The following is an 18,266-nucleotide window of genomic DNA, read 5'->3' as shown; positions in this document are numbered from 1 at the left end:
TTTAAATTTAAAGAGGAAGTATTATGAGTTTATTTATTTCAAACGCACACGCATCAGCTGGCGCACCTGCAGCCGGTGGCGGCATGGAAATGCTAATCATGTTAGCTATTTTCGGTTTAGTTTTTTACTTTTTAATTTACCGCCCACAAGCTAAGCGTGTTAAAGAGCATAAAGGCTTAATGAATGCGATGGCTAAAGGCGATGAAGTACTAACCCAAGGTGGTTTAGTAGGTAAAATTGTTAAAATTGCAGAAGATAAAGATTTCATCGTTATCTCTTTAAATGAGCAAGCAGAAGTTACAGTTCAAAAAGCGTCTGTATCTGCTGTATTGCCAAAAGGCACAATGAAGTCGCTATAAAAATAATAAGGACGACCCCGTGTTAAACAAGTTTCCAGTGTGGAAGTATTTACTTGTTTTAGCTGTGGTTGCCATTGGCCTTTTATATGCCTCTCCAAACTTGTATGGCCGTGACCCGGCTATACAAGTTTCGGGCGCTAAAGGTGCTGATGTTGATCTCAGTGTAGTAGACAAAGTAAACGCAACCCTTAAAAAACATAACGTAGCAGTTAAATCAACCAAGCTTGAAGGCGGGCAAATACTTGTTCGTTTTAAAAATGTTGAAGAGCAATTAAAAGCACAAGATTTATTGCGTGACTCGCTAAGTGACGATTACATTTCAGCCATTAATATGGCGCCGGCTCAACCTCTTTGGTTAAAATCCCTTGGCGGAAATCCAATGAAGTTAGGTCTAGATTTAAGTGGTGGCGTACATTTCACCATGGAAATCGACATGGCAACAGCGGTTGATAACCAGCTTGAGCAAATGGAGCAAGATTTCCGTAGCGATCTACGCGAAGAAAAACTTCGTTATCGCAGCGTTCGTCGCGTGGCTGGCTCTGACCGTATGCGTGTTGAAATGCGTAATGAAGAAGATAAAAATGCTGCAGAGCGCTTTTTAGAATCTCGTTACCCACTTAACGTATACATTGATGACAGCAGTAACGATAATGCATTTTTTGCCACCATGAGTGAGCAAAAGCTGAAAGAGATTCGTGACTACGCCATCAAGCAAAACGAAACAATCATTCGTAATCGAATCAACCAAATTGGTGTTGCAGAGCCAAACGTACAGCGCCAGGGTGCTGAACGTATTATTGTGCAATTACCCGGTGTGCAAGATACCGCTCGTGCTAAAGAAATTTTAGGTGCGACAGCAACGCTTGAATTTCGTGAAGTAGACGAAAACGCCGATCCAAGCGCTGCCGCTCAAGGCCGTATCCCTGCCGGCACTGAAATGATCATGAGCCGCGACGGTTACCCTGTGGTACTTAAAAAACGCATCATTCTTGAAGGTAGCCATATCACTGGCGCGCAATCTGGCGCAGATGAATACCAACGCCCACAAGTAAGCATTTCACTCGACAGCAAAGGCGGTTCAAAAATGAATGCCTTTACTAAGCGTGCAATTGGCAAACGCATGGCAACGGTATTTATTGAATATAAACCATCAGGTAAAAAAGACGAAAACGGTAAAGCACTTCCACCTATTAAGGTAGAAGAGGTTATTAACGTGGCAACAATTCAAGCTCGTTTAGACCGCTCTTTTCGTATTACAGGTATTGATAACCCAGCTGAAGCACATAACTTAAGTTTACTGCTTCGCGCAGGTGCACTTGTTGCGCCAATTCAAATTGTTGAAGAGCGTACAGTGGGGCCAAGCTTAGGCCAAGAAAACATTGAAGCAGGTATGACTGCGGTTGCACTTGGTTTTGCGTTTGTACTTGCCTTTATGCTTATTTATTACAAAGGGTTTGGCTTAGTGGCTAACTTAGCGCTTGCTGCCAACTTGGTGCTTATTGTTGGCATAATGTCACTTATTCCAGGCGCTACGTTAACCTTGCCGGGTATTGCAGGTATTGTACTGACAGTTGGTATGGCGGTTGATGCTAACGTACTTATTTTTGAACGTATTCGTGAAGAGCTGGCCGATGGTCGTAGCCCGCAACAAGCCGTTCATTTTGGTTACGATAGCGCATTCAGCACTATATTTGATGCCAATATCACTACGTTAATTGCGGCAGTTATATTGTTTGCTGTGGGCACAGGCCCAATTGCAGGCTTTGCCGTTACATTAGCTATTGGTATTTTAACTTCAATGTTTACAGCCATTGTTGGTACCCGAGCGGTGATCAACTTATTTATTGGTGGTAAACGCATTGATAAACTTTCTATTTAAGGAGCAGACATGCAAATTTTAAGTTTGGGTAGCAGAACCCTTCGTTTCATGTCTCTTCGAAAAGTGGCAATGGGCTTTTCTACGCTATTAATTGTAGCGTCGATAGTATCAATGTTTACGAAGGGCTTAAATTTTGGTCTTGATTTTACCGGCGGCACCGCGGTAGAAGTGGGTTTTTCTCAACCGGCTGATCTTAAAAAAGTGCGTAATGTACTTGGTGAAAATGGCTTTGCTGATGCATCAGTGCAGCTGTTTGGTTCGAGCCAAGATATATTAGTGCGCTTAGCTCCACGTGGTAGCGATGTTAAAGCTGAAGTAATTGGTAACCAAGTAATTGATGCACTGAAAAAAGCGGACGACAGCGTAGTCATGCGTCGTATTGAGTTTGTTGGCCCAAGTGTCGGTGAAGACTTGAAAGAGCAGGGTGGCCTAGCCATGTTAACTGCACTTATTTGTATCTTAATTTACGTTGCATTTCGTTTTGAATGGCGTTTTGCTGTGGGTGCTGTAGGCGCACTATTACACGATGTAATTATCACTTTAGGTTTGTTTTCAGTACTGGGTTTAGAGTTTGATTTAACTATATTAGCGGCAATATTGGCGGTAATCGGTTACTCACTCAACGATACTATTGTTGTATCTGACCGTATTCGTGAAAACTTCCGAAAAGTACGCATCGACGATACCGTTGAAATTATTGATATTTCACTTACGCAAACACTTAACCGTACACTTGTTACATCAATCACCACAATTTTGGTATTGATTGCATTGTTTGTATGGGGTGGACAAACCATTCATGGTTTTGCTACTGCATTATTGTTTGGTGTATTTATTGGTACATATTCTTCTGTATATGTTGCAAGCTCGGTTGCACTTGCAATGGGAGTAAGTAAAGAAGATTTAATACCAGAAGTGATAGAAAAAGAAGGTGCAGATCAAGATCCGATGGCAATGCCATAATCTTAAATGCATTAAAAAGACCGCTCTATGAGCGGTTTTTTATTGCCTATAACATAGGAGTTTGAAATAAATATGTCATACAGAATTGCTATTTTATTGCTCTAATTGAAATAATAATTGAGCCAGTAGTGACCCTTCAACGACAAGCCTTAGAGGCTATTTTAGATAGCGGGGAAGTAACCACGTTATTTCAGCCTATTTTAGATATATCTGGTCAGCTCATTCTTGGTTACGAGGCGCTTAGTCGAGGTCCACAAAAGAGCTTATTAGAAATGCCCAATATGCTCTTTAAAGCTGCGCATCAAGAGGGCCTTATTTCTGAGCTAGAGCTACTATGCCGCTCAAAGGCAATAGAAAACTTTGTTAAGCTAAATTTACAAGGTAAGCTTTTTTTAAATGTGAGTCCAAAAACGCTACTAGACCCTTGCCACCCAAAAGGCGAAACACGCCACCTAACCGAGCAGTTTGGTTTAGCGACTAATCGTGTTGTTATAGAAGTAACAGAGCAAGACAAAGTAGATAACGACGACTTATTACTTAAAACCATTGCGCATTACCGAGAGCTCGGTTTTACCATTGCAATTGATGATTTAGGAGCTGGGTACTCTGGCTTAAAGCAGTGGTCTGCACTGCGTCCTGACTATGTAAAAATAGATCGTTATTTTATCGATCATTGCGATCAGAGTGAGGTTAAAAAGGAGTTTTTAAAATCAATTATTGTTTTAGCTAAAGCAACAAACACCTTAGTGATTGCAGAAGGCATTGAGCGCTCTGAGGAACTCGCTCTGGTTGAAAGTTTAGGCATTAATAATGTACAAGGTTTTTTATTTGAACGACCGAACTTGCAACCAAGTCGTGATTTTAGCTCTGCTCAAATACAAGCACTTACATTTAAATTATGTGATCAGTTTGACCAGTCAATGGCGATTGGCGCGCTAAGCCAACCACAAAAGGCCATAGCAAGTGATACCCGATGCAAAGACGCTCATTTACTCTTTGAGCAAGACAAAGCCATTATTAGCATACCTGTAATTAATCAACAGGGTCAGCCAGTGGGCCTACTACATAAAGACCAACTTACCGAGGTATTTGCAGCACCCTATGGTCATGCTCTTTATGATAAGCGCCCTGTTATAGAGTTAATGGATAAACAACCCCTAATTGTTGATGAAGACCAAAAGCTAGATACGGTGAGTAAGCAAATAACTGAGCAAGACTTCGATATTAGGCGCCATATTGTTATTACTAGAGGCGGCAATTATTTAGGGCTTGCGCCACTAAGAGACATTTTAAAACATATAACAGAAGAAAAAATTCGCCACGCACAACATGCAAATCCGCTAACAATGTTGCCAGGCAATGTTGCAATTAACGAAGCTATAGAGCATAGGTTACGTAATAAAAATAAATTTCATCTTGCTTATATTGACCTGAATCACTTTAAACAGTTTAACGATCTTTATGGCTACGCGAGTGGTGATAGTGTCATTAAATTATTGGCTGATGTAACAGTGCAAGCCTGTACAAATAGTGCTAACTTTGTAGGACACATTGGTGGTGACGACTTTATGGTTGTTTTTGACCAAAGCGATGCGGTAAGTATTTGTAACCGTATTATTGAACAGTTTGAACATCGTTCTCGTGCTTTTTTTACGCCCAATCACATAGCTAGCAAAGGGTATTGGGCTACAAATCGTGAAGGTGAAAAGCAGTTTGTACCTTTACTTACCTTATCAATAGGATTAGTTGAACCCGATTTACAGCAGTGCAAAAATAGCCATCAGGTTGCAGCATTAGCAACGGATGCGAAAAAAGAAGCCAAACGATTTCGTCATAGCTATCTTTTTACATGCAAGCGAAGGCGCCCTGCGCCTCCAGTAGTAGCGATTAGCAAATAGTAAAAAGGTAATTTACTTATAGGTGATCATGATGTTGCCATTAAAGTGTATCGTATGTGTAGTGAGCTTGTTTATTGGAAGTGTTGTAGCAAGCGAAGTTAATATTGTAAAAATTCCGAAAGATCAACATGCGCATTTTGCCCGTGATGATTACCTCAATGACATGCTAACCAAGGCATTGATAAGAGCCCAGTATCCTGTCGAAATAGAACGTGTTGCTGTACACCCGCATCAGCAACGCAATTTAATGTCACTTGATGATAGCTCGCTTGATTTATTTTGGAGTATGAGCAGCCCTGAACGAGAGTCATTAGCCACGGCCATTAAAATTCCATTGTTCAAAGGGTATATAGGCAAAAGAGCGTTAGTTACAAATAAACAGAATTTAGATAAATTTAAAGATATAAAAACGCTTGAGCAATTATCAAAACTGAGCTCGGTACAGGGGCATGATTGGCCTGATACGCGCATATTGGTTAATAACGGTTTAAACGTGAGACCATTATCAAACTTAAAAGCCATGTTTGCGCTTACTAGCCAAGGCCGCATAGATTACTTTCCGCGATCATTTATTGAAGTCAATTCTGAGCTTTTAGAGCGAGATCACAAAAATTTACGTATTGTGCCTAATTTATATATTAGCTACCCAACAGCGCTATATTATTTTGTGTCTAAGGATAAGCCTGAGTTGGCTAAAGCGCTTGAGCAGGGAATTAAAATAATGCAGCAAAACGGCGAGTTTGATGCGTTATTTTATGAATACTTTGCTACAGATTTAAATTCCCTTCCTTATACAAAAGGGGAAACTATAGAGATTAAGCTAATAAACCCATATTTTTAACAACAAAAAAGGAGCCTAGGCTCCTTTTTTGTTGTACCAATTATATTGGTAAAAGCAATTTATTAGCGAAGTAACGACTCAGTTAACACTGGACGAATTTCACGAATAATAGCTTGAGTCAGTTTTGGCGCGCCACAGATGATATTTCCACTGTGGTTGTAGTTATTACCACCAGCAAAATCGACAACCATACCACCCGCTTCTTTAACCATAAGCTCGCCTGCAGCAGAGTGCCAAGGTTTTAAGCCAATTTCAAAAAAGCCATCAACACGGCCAGCAGCAACGTACGCCATGTCTAATGCAGAACAGCCTGCGCGACGAATATCTGCAGTGTGAACAAATAACGCTTTAAACGCTTCAGTGTATGCATCTGTATGTTGTTTATGCTTAAAAGGAAAGCCCGTTGCTAAAACTGTACCAGCAAGAACAGTTGTTTTACTCACGCGTAAACGCTTGCTGTTAAGTTGTGCGCCTTGACCTTTAGATGCAGTGAAAAGCTCACCACGAATCGGATCATAAATAACGGCTTGGTCTAAACGACCTTTAACTTTAAGTGCAATAGAGATTGCGTAATGTGGAATACCTTTGATGAAGTTTGTTGTTCCATCGATAGGATCTACAATCCATTGGTAATCATCATCCTTGCCTTTGTGTTCACCTAGTTCTTCGCCCACAACAGAGTGAGTAGGGTAAGACTGTAAAATAGTGTCACGGATTACGGCTTCGGCTTCTTTATCAATATTAGTTACTAAGTCGTTAGCGCCTTTTTGTTGCACTTCAACTTTTGATAAATCTTCGCCAGCGCGAAGTAAAATTTTGCCTGCGTTGCGCGCAGCGCGAACCGCAATGTTTAACATTGGATGCATGGAGTTACCTTTGGGTTGTAAAAGAACGTTTGTATTTTCAGCCGGCGTATTTTAGCGACTTTTGACATAAAGTAAACAATAAACCCTAAATACTTGTGGGTGTTTTTTGTACAGCCTTGAAAGTGTTGCACATTTAATTAAAACAAAAGTGTATTTTTAATGACCCACTAAAAATTTAAAAAAGCGCTTTACCTAAAGTTAACTTGAGGTTTTATTGTGTGTTTAAATTAACTCACAAGGAAACAGTATGTATTTAGAACACGTAAATTTAGTTGTTAAAAACATTGATACCATGATTCGCTTTTACCAAGCCATTTTTCCCCACTGGGTAATACGAAGTGAAGGGCGGGGTGAATGGTATGGAAAACCAAGGCGTTGGGTCCACTTTGGTGACGACACGCAATACATAGCAATGAGCGATCATGGTGAGGGTGAAAATAGAGCGCTTTCAGGGCATCAAGTTGGGTTTGCTCATTTTGCTTACGTGACGGCTAATTTAGATAATACGGTGTCTCGTTTAAATAAAGCGGGTTTTTCAGTTCATAAGCAAGGCAATGAAAACCCATTTAGAAAAAATATCTACTTCAGAGACCCTTCGGGCTTTGAAGTTGAGTTTGTAGAGTACTTGTCGGATATACCTGCAGAACGAAATAATGATCTTTAAGCCCACCACTATATGGCTGCTAAAAGCAGCCATATTAAAGCAAATACAGTTGCACTTATTTACTGCTTACCCCTAGCTGTGACTTTAAATCGTTTGCAAAGCTCATGAACTTTTCTTTTATGGTACGTTTTATCTTTACTTCAACCGACCCTAGTATCGCTTTGCCTTCAATATGAATGGTAGGACCTTGACGCTTATTTAACGTTACTGATTTGTTTTCTAGCGTGCTTAAAATACAAAACATTTTGGACACAACATTAACATGCTCGGGTACGTAAATTTCGTCGCTACCAAAAATACAATTAACATGAATTGTCACGTTTTGATGCGTGAAAATGGCGTCGGTGAAATCAAGCACCACAGAGCCCATATAATTATTTAGGTAAATATTTTTAGGGACCACCCATTGTCCGCTTCGCTCGTTAGAACCCAAAATACTGCGCAGTGTAATGTCGTCATCGCTATTTTGTTGAGCACTGTAATTAGGCGTAAACTGCGATTGCTTTTCAGCTTTGTATTGCTTGTCGGTATTAAGTGTTAAGTCTTCTACTAACGTAAGCAGCACAGAATTGTCTTTTGCATCCATTGCTTTGTCTAATCGTCTTTCAAATGCCTCAACCGATATAACGCCATGGCTATAGTTATAAATTAACTGATCAATCACTTGTTCGCGTACTTGCTCTATTGGGCGGTCTTCAACTTTTACAGACATGGGGCATTCCTTAATTGTATTTGCAATTAGTTAATTAGTTAGCAAACCGTATACCAAAATTAATTTTGTTTATTATCAATAGTTTAATTTTTAAAGGCTTTTTGTTTAGTTGTTATATTAACGATACATTAACCAAAATAGCAATAATCTAGTAATTTTCACACTTTGAGAAAGTTTTACTCACTTGCCTGTAAATAGGGGAAATGCGTTAAACCTATAAGAGTCTATGTTTTTCGTTAAGTTTATGATTTTGAATGGTAAATAAAGTTGGCTTGATGTTCGCATTAGTTAAAGTGTCTTTAATCAAAAGGAGAAAGATTATGAAAACATTTAACAAATCTATTATCGCCGCGTTAGTTCTTGGTACAACAGCAATGGGTGCACAAGCAAACAGCTGGGAAAACGAAAGTAAAGATGCTTGGATTGATGGCAAGGCAGAAACTGTGCTTCTTATGAACACAGACCTAAACAACTTTGACATAAACACTGATGTAACAAATGGCAAGGTAGTACTTACAGGTAAAGTTGATAGCGAAGTAGAGAAAGAGCTAGCAGAAGAGCTTGTACTTAGTCTAGATGGCGTCATGGACGTTGAAAACAGCCTAACCGTTGTTAAAAACATGAGCGCTAAACACACAGATTCTAAAATGATGGATGATGATAACGACCTAACGGACGCTAAAATCACCACCGTTATTACAACACGTTTCCTATTTGATTCTGAAGTAGGTGGAACCGATATTGATGTAGATACCGATAATGGTGTTGTTACATTAAACGGCTCAGTTGAATCATCAGCGGAAAAGCAATTAGCAATCGAAATTGCAAAAAATGCTGAAGACGTACGTGATGTGGTAGATAACTTATCTATCGTAGCTGAATAACGTTATACTCAAAGCCCAGCATTGCTGGGCTTTTTGTTTTTAACTGTTTGAAGGAGCTAAATAATGGATATCATTCGCATAATACTGTCTGTTTTGCTACCACCACTAGGTGTTTTTTTACAAGTGGGCTTAGGTATGCATTTTTGGATTAATATTTTATTAACGCTATTGGGTTACTTCCCTGGGTTAATACATGCAATTTATATTATTGCTAAAAAATAATGCGCAGCTGAGCTATGTTTACGGCAGTTGTAGGTAAATATTGCTCAGCGCATTCTATTAATAAATATTATTTTTAATCATTTTTACTTTATTTTCCTAAAACTCCCCAAATTTACCCATTCACACTCTTTAAAAGATTACAATTTAAGCAGTTAGCTTATTGATTGTTAAAATAAAGGTTTTTGGTAGTGACAAGCCCTAAAAAAGTTTTTATACTGCAACCCGCTTTAGTCGCTCTGTGGCTGAACGCTTCAAAAATTAACTGCCTTGCAGTTATATAAAGTTGGCCCCTTAGCTCAGTTGGTTAGAGCACACGACTCATAATCGTTAGGTCCCCAGTTCGAGTCTGGGAGGGGCCACCACTTTCCAAGTAGATCCCTATTAAATTTTTACGCACTTAAAATCCAAAGCTCTACATTATTATCCTTTATTGGTTGATATATTGATTTTTAATTAATCTATAAAATTTCTAATTGCAATCAAATATATAGCTGTGTATTTTATTGGGTACAACAATATGTTGTTAAAATATATCTAAAAGGAAGTACCATGAAAATGAATAAAGTCGCACTCTTATTATTAAGCTCAGTTTTTGTCACCCCTGCTGTATTTGCAGAAACACCTAACTTTAATTATGTGTCTGGCGGTTATTTAAATGCAGATCTTGATGGCGATGATTTAAACGGTTGGACGCTTGATGGTAGTAAATTACTGGGCGATAACTTTTTTGTGTCTGGTCAATATAAGACTGTAGGCGACTCAGAAGATGGTTTGGATGTAGATCTAAATTGGTTGAGCGCAGGCGTGGGTTACCGTACTGCAATTAGTGAAAGCACTGACTTTTATGGTTTAGTAACGTACGAAAACATTGAAACTGAAGTATCGTTCAGCGGTACTGATTTGTCGGATGATGAAAATGGCTATGGATTATCTGTTGGGGTTAGATCAATGCTAACTGATAGCATCGAAATTGATGGCCGCTTAAGTTACATTGATATTGCTGATGACAGTGAAACAGCTATCACTTTAGGTGCTCGTTACTATGTGAATACAAATTTATCTGTAGGTACTAGCTACACCACAATAGATGATTTAGATTATATTAGCTTAACTGCACGTTACAGCTTTTGATCACAAGCAGTTAAATGAGCGCACTTATTAGTGCGCTTTTTAGTTTTTACGTAGCTATAACACGCTAATTTACGTGGTATAAGCCATTGCAGCGAATGTAAATAGTTGCTGGTATATCGCTTGTGTTCTCAAGCGAGTGAATGAATTTACCCCCAGATTCTACAAAGCTACCTGCACTTAAGTTTTGTGAGTTACTTTTTGAGCTGTATTGCACGTTGCCTGCAATTATCACTGCACGAAACTCATCCGCATCTGTGCTAATTTCCCCCTTAAACCCGGCTGGTAGTTTTATCATTGAGCCGTACATTGTCTCGGTGTCTCCCCAAAGGTAGGTTGTTTGTACACCTTTAGCATTAATATTGCTTACGTCGTTTTTGTCTAGCCAAACAAGGTTGTCTTTATGTACGTTTAATGGGCGTTCACCATTATCAAACTGTTTGTTTGTTGGTTTTACTAAATAAGGGCCTGAGTCTATTTCTAGGTAAATTAGATTTGTAGTGCCATTGGCTGCAGTAGTATGGTTTTCACCGGCAGGTTGTGTCCAAAATGATCCTGCAGGCATCCACATTTTTTCAGCTGTGGGGTCGTCATTGTGCATTTGGCCTTCAATTACGATACCTCGGTAAGTAATGTTATGAATATGCGGCGGGGACTCGAACCCTTTTTTAAAGCGTACTAGCATACCTGTTGCGGTATCTACGGTACGATCGCCCCATAAATCGGCTGCACCGGGACTTTGATCGCCTCTTAATGGGTTTAAATAGCCCCATTTGACTTTGTTTGCAGGTATTACTTTTGATTCGTGCTCGTCTGCAAAAGTAGGTACAGATATAAGCGAAGTTGTGAGTATTAAAGCTGATAGGACAATTCTACATTTCATAAATATTTTCCTTTGCGTTGGGATAGAAACACAATAGCGAGTATTTTTCATTCCATAAACAGGCTAATGTTTAATACAGTTTCGTTAAAACGTGGATAATTGGCAGCATCAACGAATAGTTTTATAAAGGGGCGGTTATGAAAATTGCAGATTTACGCGTATTACTAAAAGTTGCACAGCTTCAATCAATAACAGCGGCTGCGCATCAGTTGGATATGAGCTCGTCGGCAGCGAGTGTCTCTATTAAACGAATAGAGCAAGCTCTTGGTACACAACTATTTGTTCGCACTACTAGAAAGATAAGACTGACCGCTGAAGGTGAGCGTTACTTACCATTATGCGAACAGGCGCTTGGGCTACTAATGCAAGGGCAAGCGGTTATTAATGAAAAGCAGGAGTGTATTACAGGCGAAGTGCGAATGGCGGTGTCGTCTGAAATGGGACGTAATTTAATGCGTGTTTTGCTTAATGAGCTTATGGATCTTCATAGTTCTATAACTTTGAGGTTACATGCAAGTGATAGCCGTGCTGATTTTTATCGTGATGGAATTGATGTTGCATTAAGAGCGATGAAAAAAGGTGTAGCTGAGGAGCTTAATTTATATGGATTTAAAATTTGTAATATTCCACACGTGGTGTGCGCTTCACCTAGTTACTTAAAACTGAATGGCGAGCCGTTAGTGCCGAACGATTTGAGCGAGCACAACGCATTACTCTACAAACTTTACGAAGTAGTGCATGCGGATTGGGAGTTTTATGATAATACACAGCAATACAAAGTTAAAATGAACAGCGATAGAGCTGTAAACGATGGTGATATTGTTAGACGCTGGTGTGTCGATGGTGCTGGGATTGCAAAAAAGTCAGCCATTGATGTAGCAGATGATTTGCTTAGCGGTAAGCTCAAACGAATAATACCCGATTATAAAATACCCTTAACAGAAATGTGGTTAGTGCTTCCGAGTCGGCAGTTTATTTCGCCTGCAATAAGGCTGATACGTGATGAGTTAAAAAGTAAAATAATGGCTCTTAGGGCATCGCTATTGGCAAAGCATATTTTGACTGAAGACGAGTGGCCTTGTGATGATGAGCACAAGGCCTGAATTGTGTTAATTTTTACGATATATCTCGTGGTCCATGTCGTAAATATTAACGCTTAAACTGTCAGACTCCCTGCAATAGGTTTTTAAACACGCAAGTAAGTGCTCACTCAGAGTTTGCTTTTGCTCTACTGTTCGCCCTGCCATAATGTGTGCTTGCACATGTATAAACCCTTCTTTACCCACACCCAATTGATACTGCTGATATGCAACTGCGCGAGTTTTTATAGTTTCTAAATCAAATAAACCGCTTTCGAATGTGCATTTATGGATTTTTTCTACCAGTACTTGAGGTAATACAGGGAGGTCTTCTGAGTGCTCAATAATAATGTGCGGCATGCGGGTGGTTCCTGTTGGTTACGGCATTAAGCGTGTCGTTAATTGTAACAAATACACGACGGCTCGCTAAACCCCATACGGCTAAAATGTTTGTTTTAAAGTAATTTAGTTGTGCTGATTTTTGATGTTAGTATAAAAACACACAGGTGAACCCAAGCTTATTAAAATAAGCGTGTAAAAAGACCTAGCTTATATTAAGGATGAGTATGAAATTTCAGCAAAAAATAAAACATTTAGCCGTGCTAATGGGCGCAGTAATTACGTTAAGTGCCTGCTCTGATGATGTGGCGTCGGTGAGTTTAGGTTTGTTTACTACAAAAGATGTGGTGGTGAACTCACAACAAGATCCGATCATTAAAGGAGTGACGTGTCATATTAGTCATGTTGAGGCCGATTTAGACTTTTCTGACCCGTCAGACATGTCGATTGCGTGTCGTCAAACAGGGCCAATCACCGCGGAGCAATTACAAGAAATTGATCGTAGTAAGTCTGGTGAGGTGGTGTTTAAGTCATCAAAGAGCATTTTATTTAAATCGTTAAAGGTGCGCCGAATATACGACGCTAAAACTCGCACATTATTATATTTGTCGTATTCAACAAAAGAGTCGAGCGGCAGTCATCACCATGCATTATCTACTGTGCCTTTATATAACACGAAAGCATGGCAGTGGGCACAAGAGCAAGAATAATTAAATTAAGAGTACACTATGTTAGCGTTATTTAAATCAGCGCCTTTGTTAGAGCAACAAGAGCAGCAATGGCTTATTGATACTTTTATTTGGGCTGTAGAAAATTTTGATGCTGAGTTTTTTACTAAACACACGCAAATAATATTGCCTACAGGGCAATATTTTCCTGATTCGGTATCAAGTATTGAGCAAATGGCCACCAGCGTATTTAAGCGAGTAACTACGTATGCGGGAATGAGTGCATGGCCAATTCAATTAGTTGCGCCTCAGCAATTACAGCCACAAGTGTTTCCTCGTTTTGAGTTTAGTAGTGTAATACGTGGTGAGCGCTGTGAGTTAATTGTGCCGCCGAGCCATGTTATTAATATTTCATTTAACCCAAATCAAATAAATCAGCCCCAAGATTTAGTTGCCAGTTTTGCCGGAACACTGGCTACTATTATGATTCATCATGTGGGTGTATTGCCTCCAGGGGGGAAGGACTTTTTACCCCAAGCTGCTGATGCGCTTGCCTGTTTTTTAGGTTTTGGTGTCATGATGAGCAATACGGTGTATCAGTTTAAAGGCGGGTGCGGCTCATGTTACAACCCGTACGCTAACCGTGAAGCACAATTGAGCGAAACACATACGGTATTTATGCATGCACTGGTTTGCTACTTCAAAAAAGACAACGTATCTAAAAAACATTTAAAGCCCCATTTAAGAAGCCAATTCAAAAAAGCGCAAAAAGAAATTAAAGCGCTGGTGAGTGAATCGGCAAACCCGTTATTACTGGCGTATGTACCTAACTAGCAAGGATAAGTGTGGACTATTTAGATGAATTTTTATTAATTATTATTGCTCACTTCTTTGCAGTAGCAAGCCCAGGTCCTGACTTTGCTGTTGTGCTAAAGCAAAGTGTGCAACAAGGTAGGCGAAACGCATTGTGGACAAGTGCAGGCGTTGGCGGCGCTATTTTGTTGCACATAGCTTATTGTGTAATGGGTGTGGCGCTTATTTTGTCTCAATCGCCTAGTTTGTTTATGGCACTTAAATATGTAGCAGGCGCTTATTTGGCTTATCTTGGAATACAAGCACTAAGAGCGGCTAAGCCGGGCGCATCATCAACCAATGATATTGATAACCAAACAGCTCCAGAGGAGTCTATTTGGGTTGCTTTTAGACGCGGTTTTTTCACTAACGCACTGAACCCAAAAGCCACGCTCTTTTTTATGTCGTTATTTACCTTGGTAATAAGTCAAACAACGCCAGTGAGTGTGCAAATTGGTTATGGTATTTATATGGCGCTTGCAACGTGGGCGTGGTTTTCTGCGCTTTCGTTGGTACTTTCTAAAACCTGCGTGCGTGATTTTTTTCAGCAACGCGGCTACTGGTTTGACCGAGGTATTGGCGTTATTTTAATTGCGTTGGCTGTACGTGTTGTTATTTAACTTGTTCAATTTATGTAATACAAGCAGGAGTAAACATGCCTTTATATAATTTTTCGTTTGGATCTAACATGTCGTCTAATCGTTTGTTGGCACGTTTGCCAAACGCAAAGCGTGTGGGCACAGCAATCCTTAAAGGGTATGAGCTAACCTTTGATATGCTTTTTTCTGATGGTTCGGGTAAATGCAGTATTCAAAAAACTGATAAAGCAGATGCCTTAGTATACGGTGTGGTCTATGAGGTTAACACTGACGAAAAACTCACTTTAGATGCGATAGAAGGCCCAGGTTACGATTGTGTAGATATAACGGTTGAGCTGTTAAATGGGCAAACAATTGATACCCATTGTTATATTGCAAATACACACGACGAGGACGTTTTACCCTACGATTGGTACGTTAAACATGTTCATCGCGGAGCACTTGAAGCGGGCGTACCAAAGGCTTACAGTGATGCAATACTTAATCGCCCACAAAAGAGCGATCCTAATAAAGAACGCGCAGCAATTGAATTTGCAGTGCATCAATAATAAAAGGACTAACATGAAACTGACTAATTTAGCGGCTTTTACACTGCTGGCCAGTGCTACTTTTAATACTTGGGCACAGGTTGATACCAACAAAATAGAAGAGGTCATTAAAACCTCTATGGCGCGCTTTGATGTGCCAGGTATGGCCGTTGCTATTGTTGAAAATGACGAGGTTGTACTCGCTAAAGGGTTTGGTATTGCAAACCTAAATACAAAGGCTGAAGTAAATAAAGATACGTTATTTGGTATTGCATCAAATACAAAGGCATTTACCAGCGCCGCGTTAGCTAAATTAGTCGATGAGGGGAAATTACGCTGGGATGACCGCGTAATCGACCATTTACCTGAATTTAGATTATACGACTCATATGTAACCCGGGAAATGCGAGTGCGCGATTTACTAAGCCACCGTAGTGGTTTAGGCCTTGGGCAAGGCGACTTAATGATTTGGCCAAGCACAGATAAATCAGTTTCTGATATTTTATCAGGCTTAAAATACTTAAAACCAGCCAGCAGTTTTCGTAGTAAATACGCTTATAACAACCTGATGTTTGTAACAGCAGGTGAAGTTGTAGCGCGTGTATCTGGCATAAGCTGGAACGATTACGTTGAAAAACATATTTTACAGCCGCTAAAAATGACTAACTCACGCGCAGGTTTTTCGCGTATCCCAAAAAGTAATAAAAACTGGGCAATAGGGCATATTCCAATGGAGGGAAGCTTACACCCATTTTTTGTTAATTACCTTGAAGACTTTAGAGGTGCAGGTGCTATTGCATCGAGTGTAGAGGATATGAGCCAATGGCTACGCACTCAATTGACTGGCGGCAAAATGCCTAATGGCGATCAATTGTTTAGTGAAAAACAACAAGCGCAAATGTGGCATCCGCACATTACCTCTATGGCATCTAAAAGTGCCTTTGAGGCATACCATCAACAATTTAGAGGTTATGGTTTAGGTTGGAGCATAGAGGATTACCACGGCTTTAAAAAGCTAGGTCATGGTGGCGGTATTTTAGGGATGGTGTCGCAAGTTACGTTACTACCAGAAAAAAAAATCGGTATTGTTATTTTGTCTAATCAGCAAGCATTTAGTGCTTTAAGTGCAGTTACCCACGAAGTACTTGAAGATGTGCTCAACCTAGAGGATAAAGATTGGGTTGAAGATTTAGCCAAAAAGCATTTTGAAGGTAAGCAAAAAGCATACGCAAATGCGACACCACCAACCCCTGCGGATTATCAGCCACAGCTACCTAGTATAAATTATACTGGTACACTAAACGATGATTGGTATGGCGACGTTATTATTGAAGAGCTTGATGGTAAATTACGAATTGATTTTACGCACACAAAACGCTTAAAAGGCACACTTGAGCACTATACAGGCAATACGTTTATTGTTAAGTGGGACGAAAAGCTGCTCGAAGCCGATGCGTTTATTAGTTTTGAAATGAGTACAGCTAACCGTGTTAATAGCGCCAACATGCGTGCAGTTTCAACAGCCGTGACCGACTTTAGCTTTGACTTTAGAAATTTAAATTTAAAAACTAAATGATTAACGCTCAAGTTATATGGTTATACACCAAAGTCGCAAAGCCACCATCGGGTGGCTTTGTTATATTAAGTTTTCACTTATTTGGTTTTTGGAGTTTTTATGCGTACTGCAGTTATCTCACATCCACATTGCCGTAAACATAAAATGATAGACGACCACCCTGAGTGCCCAGAACGTTTAGATGCGATAACTGATCGCTTACTTGCCAGTGGCGTAGACGTGGGGTTAAAGCATTTACAAGCGCCTAAAGCTCATCGAGAACATTATTTACTAGCGCACGATGAGGCGATGGTTAATTTGGTTGAGCGATTAATTCCTCAAGAGGGCTTAAATAACCTCGATGGCGATACATGGCTTTGCCCTGACTCATTTAAAGCAATTGAGCGCGCGGTGGGGGCCGGGGTTTTAGCGGTAGATGAAATACTTAATGATAAGCTAGACGCGGCATTTTGTTCTGTGCGTCCGCCAGGGCATCATGCCAATAAGCAGTCGTCATCAGGGTTTTGCGTATTTAATAATTTAGCGATTGCTGTTAAGTATGCACAAAGCAAAGGCATCAAACGTATTGCGATTGCCGATTTTGATGTACACCATGGTAACGGAACCCAAGACATTTTTATTGATGATGAAAGGGTACTGCTTTGCTCGTTATTTCAATACCCATTTTACCCAAATACAGCGGTTAAAAATAATAGCCATATTGTTAATTCGCCTTTACCCATTGCAAGCAATGGGGGCGATTTAAAAGAGGTATTCAACACCCAATGGTTACCAAAATTAAAAGATTTTAAGCCTGAACTGTTATTTATAAGTGCAGGTTTTGACGCACATGTAGAAGATGACATGGCAAGCCTAAATTTTGTAGAAGACGATTACATTTGGCTCACTGAGCAGCTATGCAAAGTAACAAAAGAAAGTGGCTGTAAGGGAATTATATCGTATTTGGAAGGGGGCTATGCGCTATCAGCATTGGGTAGAAGTGCAGTAGCGCATATTAAAGTGCTTAGCGAGCAATAGTTATTAAAAGTATGTTTAAAGCCCGAGTAAATCAAATGCCTGTGAAGTACTTAGCGTTTTAATTTTACCTAGGCAACAATGCCCTTCATTTAATAGGTAAGCAGTAACAAGGTATGCTAGCTGCTCTTCGGTTAAGGCTAAGCAAGGTTGAGCTTGTAGGTTAAGGTATTCACCTTGTTTATTAAGCACTCTCACATTACTTAGTTCACTTAAGGCAACACCGTGTAAGCACTCATTTTGCTCTTGCTGGTTTCGCGCTACTTCAAGCTCATTATAAATAACCATTAACTGTGGAAAGCTGTTTAACATG

General features: G+C 39.9%; 21 protein-coding genes and 1 tRNA gene. 17 read left to right on the top strand and 5 right to left on the bottom strand.

The features are described from left to right. Positions 1–23: 23 nt before the first annotated feature. The 5 genes from yajC to AC27JL_RS12175 all read left to right on the top strand — a co-directional run bounded on the left by yajC (position 24) and on the right by AC27JL_RS12175 (position 5,940). Complete coding sequence (gene yajC / locus AC27JL_RS12195; RefSeq protein WP_006791188.1) at positions 24–359, top strand: preprotein translocase subunit YajC; 336 nt, start codon at positions 24–26, stop codon at positions 357–359. Positions 360–378: 19 nt separating this feature from the next. Beyond that, complete coding sequence (gene secD / locus AC27JL_RS12190; protein ID WP_006791187.1) at positions 379–2,238, top strand: protein translocase subunit SecD; 1,860 nt, start codon at positions 379–381, stop codon at positions 2,236–2,238. Positions 2,239–2,247: 9 nt separating this feature from the next. After that, complete coding sequence (secF, locus tag AC27JL_RS12185) at positions 2,248–3,201, top strand: protein translocase subunit SecF (protein ID WP_006791186.1); 954 nt, start codon at positions 2,248–2,250, stop codon at positions 3,199–3,201. A 128-nt stretch (positions 3,202–3,329) separates the two neighbouring features. Beyond that, the gene (locus tag AC27JL_RS12180; RefSeq protein WP_243531818.1) at positions 3,330–5,099 is read left to right on the top strand and encodes a bifunctional diguanylate cyclase/phosphodiesterase; all 1,770 of its coding nucleotides are present in this window, start codon (positions 3,330–3,332) and stop codon (positions 5,097–5,099) included. Between the two features lie 31 nt (positions 5,100–5,130). Continuing rightward, positions 5,131–5,940 (top strand): substrate-binding periplasmic protein, encoded by an 810-nt coding sequence (locus AC27JL_RS12175; protein ID WP_006791184.1) that lies wholly within the window; start codon positions 5,131–5,133, stop codon positions 5,938–5,940. Between the two features lie 62 nt (positions 5,941–6,002). On the opposite strand, the gene suhB is transcribed toward AC27JL_RS12175, so the two are convergent. Then, a complete protein-coding gene (gene suhB / locus AC27JL_RS12170) occupies positions 6,003–6,806 on the bottom strand; it encodes an inositol-1-monophosphatase (RefSeq protein WP_006791183.1) in 804 nt (267 codons plus the stop codon). A gap of 247 nt (positions 6,807–7,053) precedes the next feature. Between suhB and AC27JL_RS12165 the strand changes: the two genes are divergently transcribed. Next, positions 7,054–7,470 carry a VOC family protein gene (locus AC27JL_RS12165; protein ID WP_006791182.1) on the top strand — a complete coding sequence of 139 codons (417 nt, stop codon included), beginning with the start codon at positions 7,054–7,056 and terminating at the stop codon, positions 7,468–7,470. 55 nt (positions 7,471–7,525) lie between these two features. Here AC27JL_RS12165 and AC27JL_RS12160 read toward each other — a convergent pair whose 3' ends face one another. Beyond that, positions 7,526–8,182, bottom strand: a complete 657-nt coding sequence (locus AC27JL_RS12160) for a LiaF domain-containing protein (RefSeq protein WP_243531813.1) — start codon at positions 8,180–8,182, stop codon at positions 7,526–7,528. Between the two features lie 320 nt (positions 8,183–8,502). Here AC27JL_RS12160 and AC27JL_RS12155 point away from each other — a divergent pair, with 320 nt between their 5' ends. The 4 genes from AC27JL_RS12155 (at position 8,503) to AC27JL_RS12140 (ending at position 10,419) form a co-directional block, all read left to right on the top strand. Beyond that, positions 8,503–9,066, top strand: a complete 564-nt coding sequence (locus tag AC27JL_RS12155) for a BON domain-containing protein (RefSeq protein ID WP_006791180.1) — start codon at positions 8,503–8,505, stop codon at positions 9,064–9,066. Between the two features lie 63 nt (positions 9,067–9,129). Next, complete coding sequence (locus AC27JL_RS12150; protein WP_006791179.1) at positions 9,130–9,288, top strand: YqaE/Pmp3 family membrane protein; 159 nt, start codon at positions 9,130–9,132, stop codon at positions 9,286–9,288. A gap of 285 nt (positions 9,289–9,573) precedes the next feature. Next, positions 9,574–9,650: transfer RNA gene (locus AC27JL_RS12145), tRNA-Ile, on the top strand. Positions 9,651–9,837: 187 nt separating this feature from the next. Further along, positions 9,838–10,419 carry an outer membrane beta-barrel protein gene (locus tag AC27JL_RS12140; protein WP_487195715.1) on the top strand — a complete coding sequence of 194 codons (582 nt, stop codon included), beginning with the start codon at positions 9,838–9,840 and terminating at the stop codon, positions 10,417–10,419. Positions 10,420–10,483: 64 nt separating this feature from the next. Here the strand turns inward: AC27JL_RS12140 and AC27JL_RS12135 are convergent, their stop codons facing one another. Next, complete coding sequence (locus AC27JL_RS12135; RefSeq protein WP_487195714.1) at positions 10,484–11,299, bottom strand: DUF4437 domain-containing protein; 816 nt, start codon at positions 11,297–11,299, stop codon at positions 10,484–10,486. Positions 11,300–11,436: 137 nt separating this feature from the next. Between AC27JL_RS12135 and AC27JL_RS12130 the strand changes: the two genes are divergently transcribed. Then, complete coding sequence (locus tag AC27JL_RS12130) at positions 11,437–12,402, top strand: LysR family transcriptional regulator (RefSeq protein WP_487195713.1); 966 nt, start codon at positions 11,437–11,439, stop codon at positions 12,400–12,402. 6 nt (positions 12,403–12,408) lie between these two features. Here the strand turns inward: AC27JL_RS12130 and AC27JL_RS12125 are convergent, their stop codons facing one another. Further along, the gene (locus AC27JL_RS12125) at positions 12,409–12,738 is read right to left on the bottom strand and encodes a 5-carboxymethyl-2-hydroxymuconate Delta-isomerase (RefSeq protein ID WP_006791175.1); all 330 of its coding nucleotides are present in this window, start codon (positions 12,736–12,738) and stop codon (positions 12,409–12,411) included. Between the two features lie 206 nt (positions 12,739–12,944). Here AC27JL_RS12125 and AC27JL_RS12120 point away from each other — a divergent pair, with 206 nt between their 5' ends. The 6 genes from AC27JL_RS12120 to AC27JL_RS12095 all read left to right on the top strand — a co-directional run bounded on the left by AC27JL_RS12120 (position 12,945) and on the right by AC27JL_RS12095 (position 17,956). Continuing rightward, positions 12,945–13,427, top strand: a complete 483-nt coding sequence (locus AC27JL_RS12120) for a CreA family protein (protein WP_006791174.1) — start codon at positions 12,945–12,947, stop codon at positions 13,425–13,427. An 18-nt stretch (positions 13,428–13,445) separates the two neighbouring features. After that, positions 13,446–14,219 carry a hypothetical protein gene (locus AC27JL_RS12115; RefSeq protein ID WP_487195712.1) on the top strand — a complete coding sequence of 258 codons (774 nt, stop codon included), beginning with the start codon at positions 13,446–13,448 and terminating at the stop codon, positions 14,217–14,219. 11 nt (positions 14,220–14,230) lie between these two features. Continuing rightward, positions 14,231–14,857: a LysE family translocator gene (locus AC27JL_RS12110; protein ID WP_487195711.1), complete on the top strand. Its 627-nt coding sequence runs from the start codon at positions 14,231–14,233 to the stop codon at positions 14,855–14,857. Between the two features lie 35 nt (positions 14,858–14,892). Next, positions 14,893–15,384 carry a gamma-glutamylcyclotransferase family protein gene (locus tag AC27JL_RS12105; RefSeq protein ID WP_008128736.1) on the top strand — a complete coding sequence of 164 codons (492 nt, stop codon included), beginning with the start codon at positions 14,893–14,895 and terminating at the stop codon, positions 15,382–15,384. 13 nt (positions 15,385–15,397) lie between these two features. Then, a complete protein-coding gene (locus tag AC27JL_RS12100) occupies positions 15,398–16,939 on the top strand; it encodes a serine hydrolase (RefSeq protein WP_248519559.1) in 1,542 nt (513 codons plus the stop codon). A gap of 99 nt (positions 16,940–17,038) precedes the next feature. Continuing rightward, complete coding sequence (locus AC27JL_RS12095; protein ID WP_487195710.1) at positions 17,039–17,956, top strand: histone deacetylase family protein; 918 nt, start codon at positions 17,039–17,041, stop codon at positions 17,954–17,956. 15 nt (positions 17,957–17,971) lie between these two features. On the opposite strand, the gene AC27JL_RS12090 is transcribed toward AC27JL_RS12095, so the two are convergent. After that, positions 17,972–18,265 (bottom strand): hypothetical protein, encoded by a 294-nt coding sequence (locus tag AC27JL_RS12090; protein ID WP_487195709.1) that lies wholly within the window; start codon positions 18,263–18,265, stop codon positions 17,972–17,974. Between the last annotated feature and the right edge of the window lies 1 nt (position 18,266).

This window comes from Pseudoalteromonas sp. 4NS20-0020 (assembly GCF_057554385.1).
Note: the sequence above shows the minus strand (reverse complement) of the source record. Positions and strands in the feature narration are given on the sequence as shown.

What these genes read in the sequence shown, in the direction of transcription:
- yajC (WP_006791188.1), top strand. Translation starts at nt 24, where the DNA reads ATGAGTTTATTTATTTCAAACGCACACGCATCAGCTGGCGCACCTGCA.
- secF (WP_006791186.1), top strand. Translation starts at nt 2,248, where the DNA reads ATGCAAATTTTAAGTTTGGGTAGCAGAACCCTTCGTTTCATGTCTCTT.
- AC27JL_RS12175 (WP_006791184.1), top strand. Translation starts at nt 5,131, where the DNA reads ATGTTGCCATTAAAGTGTATCGTATGTGTAGTGAGCTTGTTTATTGGA.
- suhB (WP_006791183.1), bottom strand. Translation starts at nt 6,806, where the DNA reads ATGCATCCAATGTTAAACATTGCGGTTCGCGCTGCGCGCAACGCAGGC.
- AC27JL_RS12165 (WP_006791182.1), top strand. Translation starts at nt 7,054, where the DNA reads ATGTATTTAGAACACGTAAATTTAGTTGTTAAAAACATTGATACCATG.
- AC27JL_RS12160 (WP_243531813.1), bottom strand. Translation starts at nt 8,182, where the DNA reads ATGTCTGTAAAAGTTGAAGACCGCCCAATAGAGCAAGTACGCGAACAA.
- AC27JL_RS12155 (WP_006791180.1), top strand. Translation starts at nt 8,503, where the DNA reads ATGAAAACATTTAACAAATCTATTATCGCCGCGTTAGTTCTTGGTACA.
- AC27JL_RS12150 (WP_006791179.1), top strand. Translation starts at nt 9,130, where the DNA reads ATGGATATCATTCGCATAATACTGTCTGTTTTGCTACCACCACTAGGT.
- AC27JL_RS12140 (WP_487195715.1), top strand. Translation starts at nt 9,838, where the DNA reads ATGAAAATGAATAAAGTCGCACTCTTATTATTAAGCTCAGTTTTTGTC.
- AC27JL_RS12135 (WP_487195714.1), bottom strand. Translation starts at nt 11,299, where the DNA reads ATGAAATGTAGAATTGTCCTATCAGCTTTAATACTCACAACTTCGCTT.
- AC27JL_RS12130 (WP_487195713.1), top strand. Translation starts at nt 11,437, where the DNA reads ATGAAAATTGCAGATTTACGCGTATTACTAAAAGTTGCACAGCTTCAA.
- AC27JL_RS12125 (WP_006791175.1), bottom strand. Translation starts at nt 12,738, where the DNA reads ATGCCGCACATTATTATTGAGCACTCAGAAGACCTCCCTGTATTACCT.
- AC27JL_RS12120 (WP_006791174.1), top strand. Translation starts at nt 12,945, where the DNA reads ATGAAATTTCAGCAAAAAATAAAACATTTAGCCGTGCTAATGGGCGCA.
- AC27JL_RS12115 (WP_487195712.1), top strand. Translation starts at nt 13,446, where the DNA reads ATGTTAGCGTTATTTAAATCAGCGCCTTTGTTAGAGCAACAAGAGCAG.
- AC27JL_RS12105 (WP_008128736.1), top strand. Translation starts at nt 14,893, where the DNA reads ATGCCTTTATATAATTTTTCGTTTGGATCTAACATGTCGTCTAATCGT.
- AC27JL_RS12100 (WP_248519559.1), top strand. Translation starts at nt 15,398, where the DNA reads ATGAAACTGACTAATTTAGCGGCTTTTACACTGCTGGCCAGTGCTACT.
- AC27JL_RS12095 (WP_487195710.1), top strand. Translation starts at nt 17,039, where the DNA reads ATGCGTACTGCAGTTATCTCACATCCACATTGCCGTAAACATAAAATG.
- AC27JL_RS12090 (WP_487195709.1), bottom strand. Translation starts at nt 18,265, where the DNA reads ATGTTAAACAGCTTTCCACAGTTAATGGTTATTTATAATGAGCTTGAA.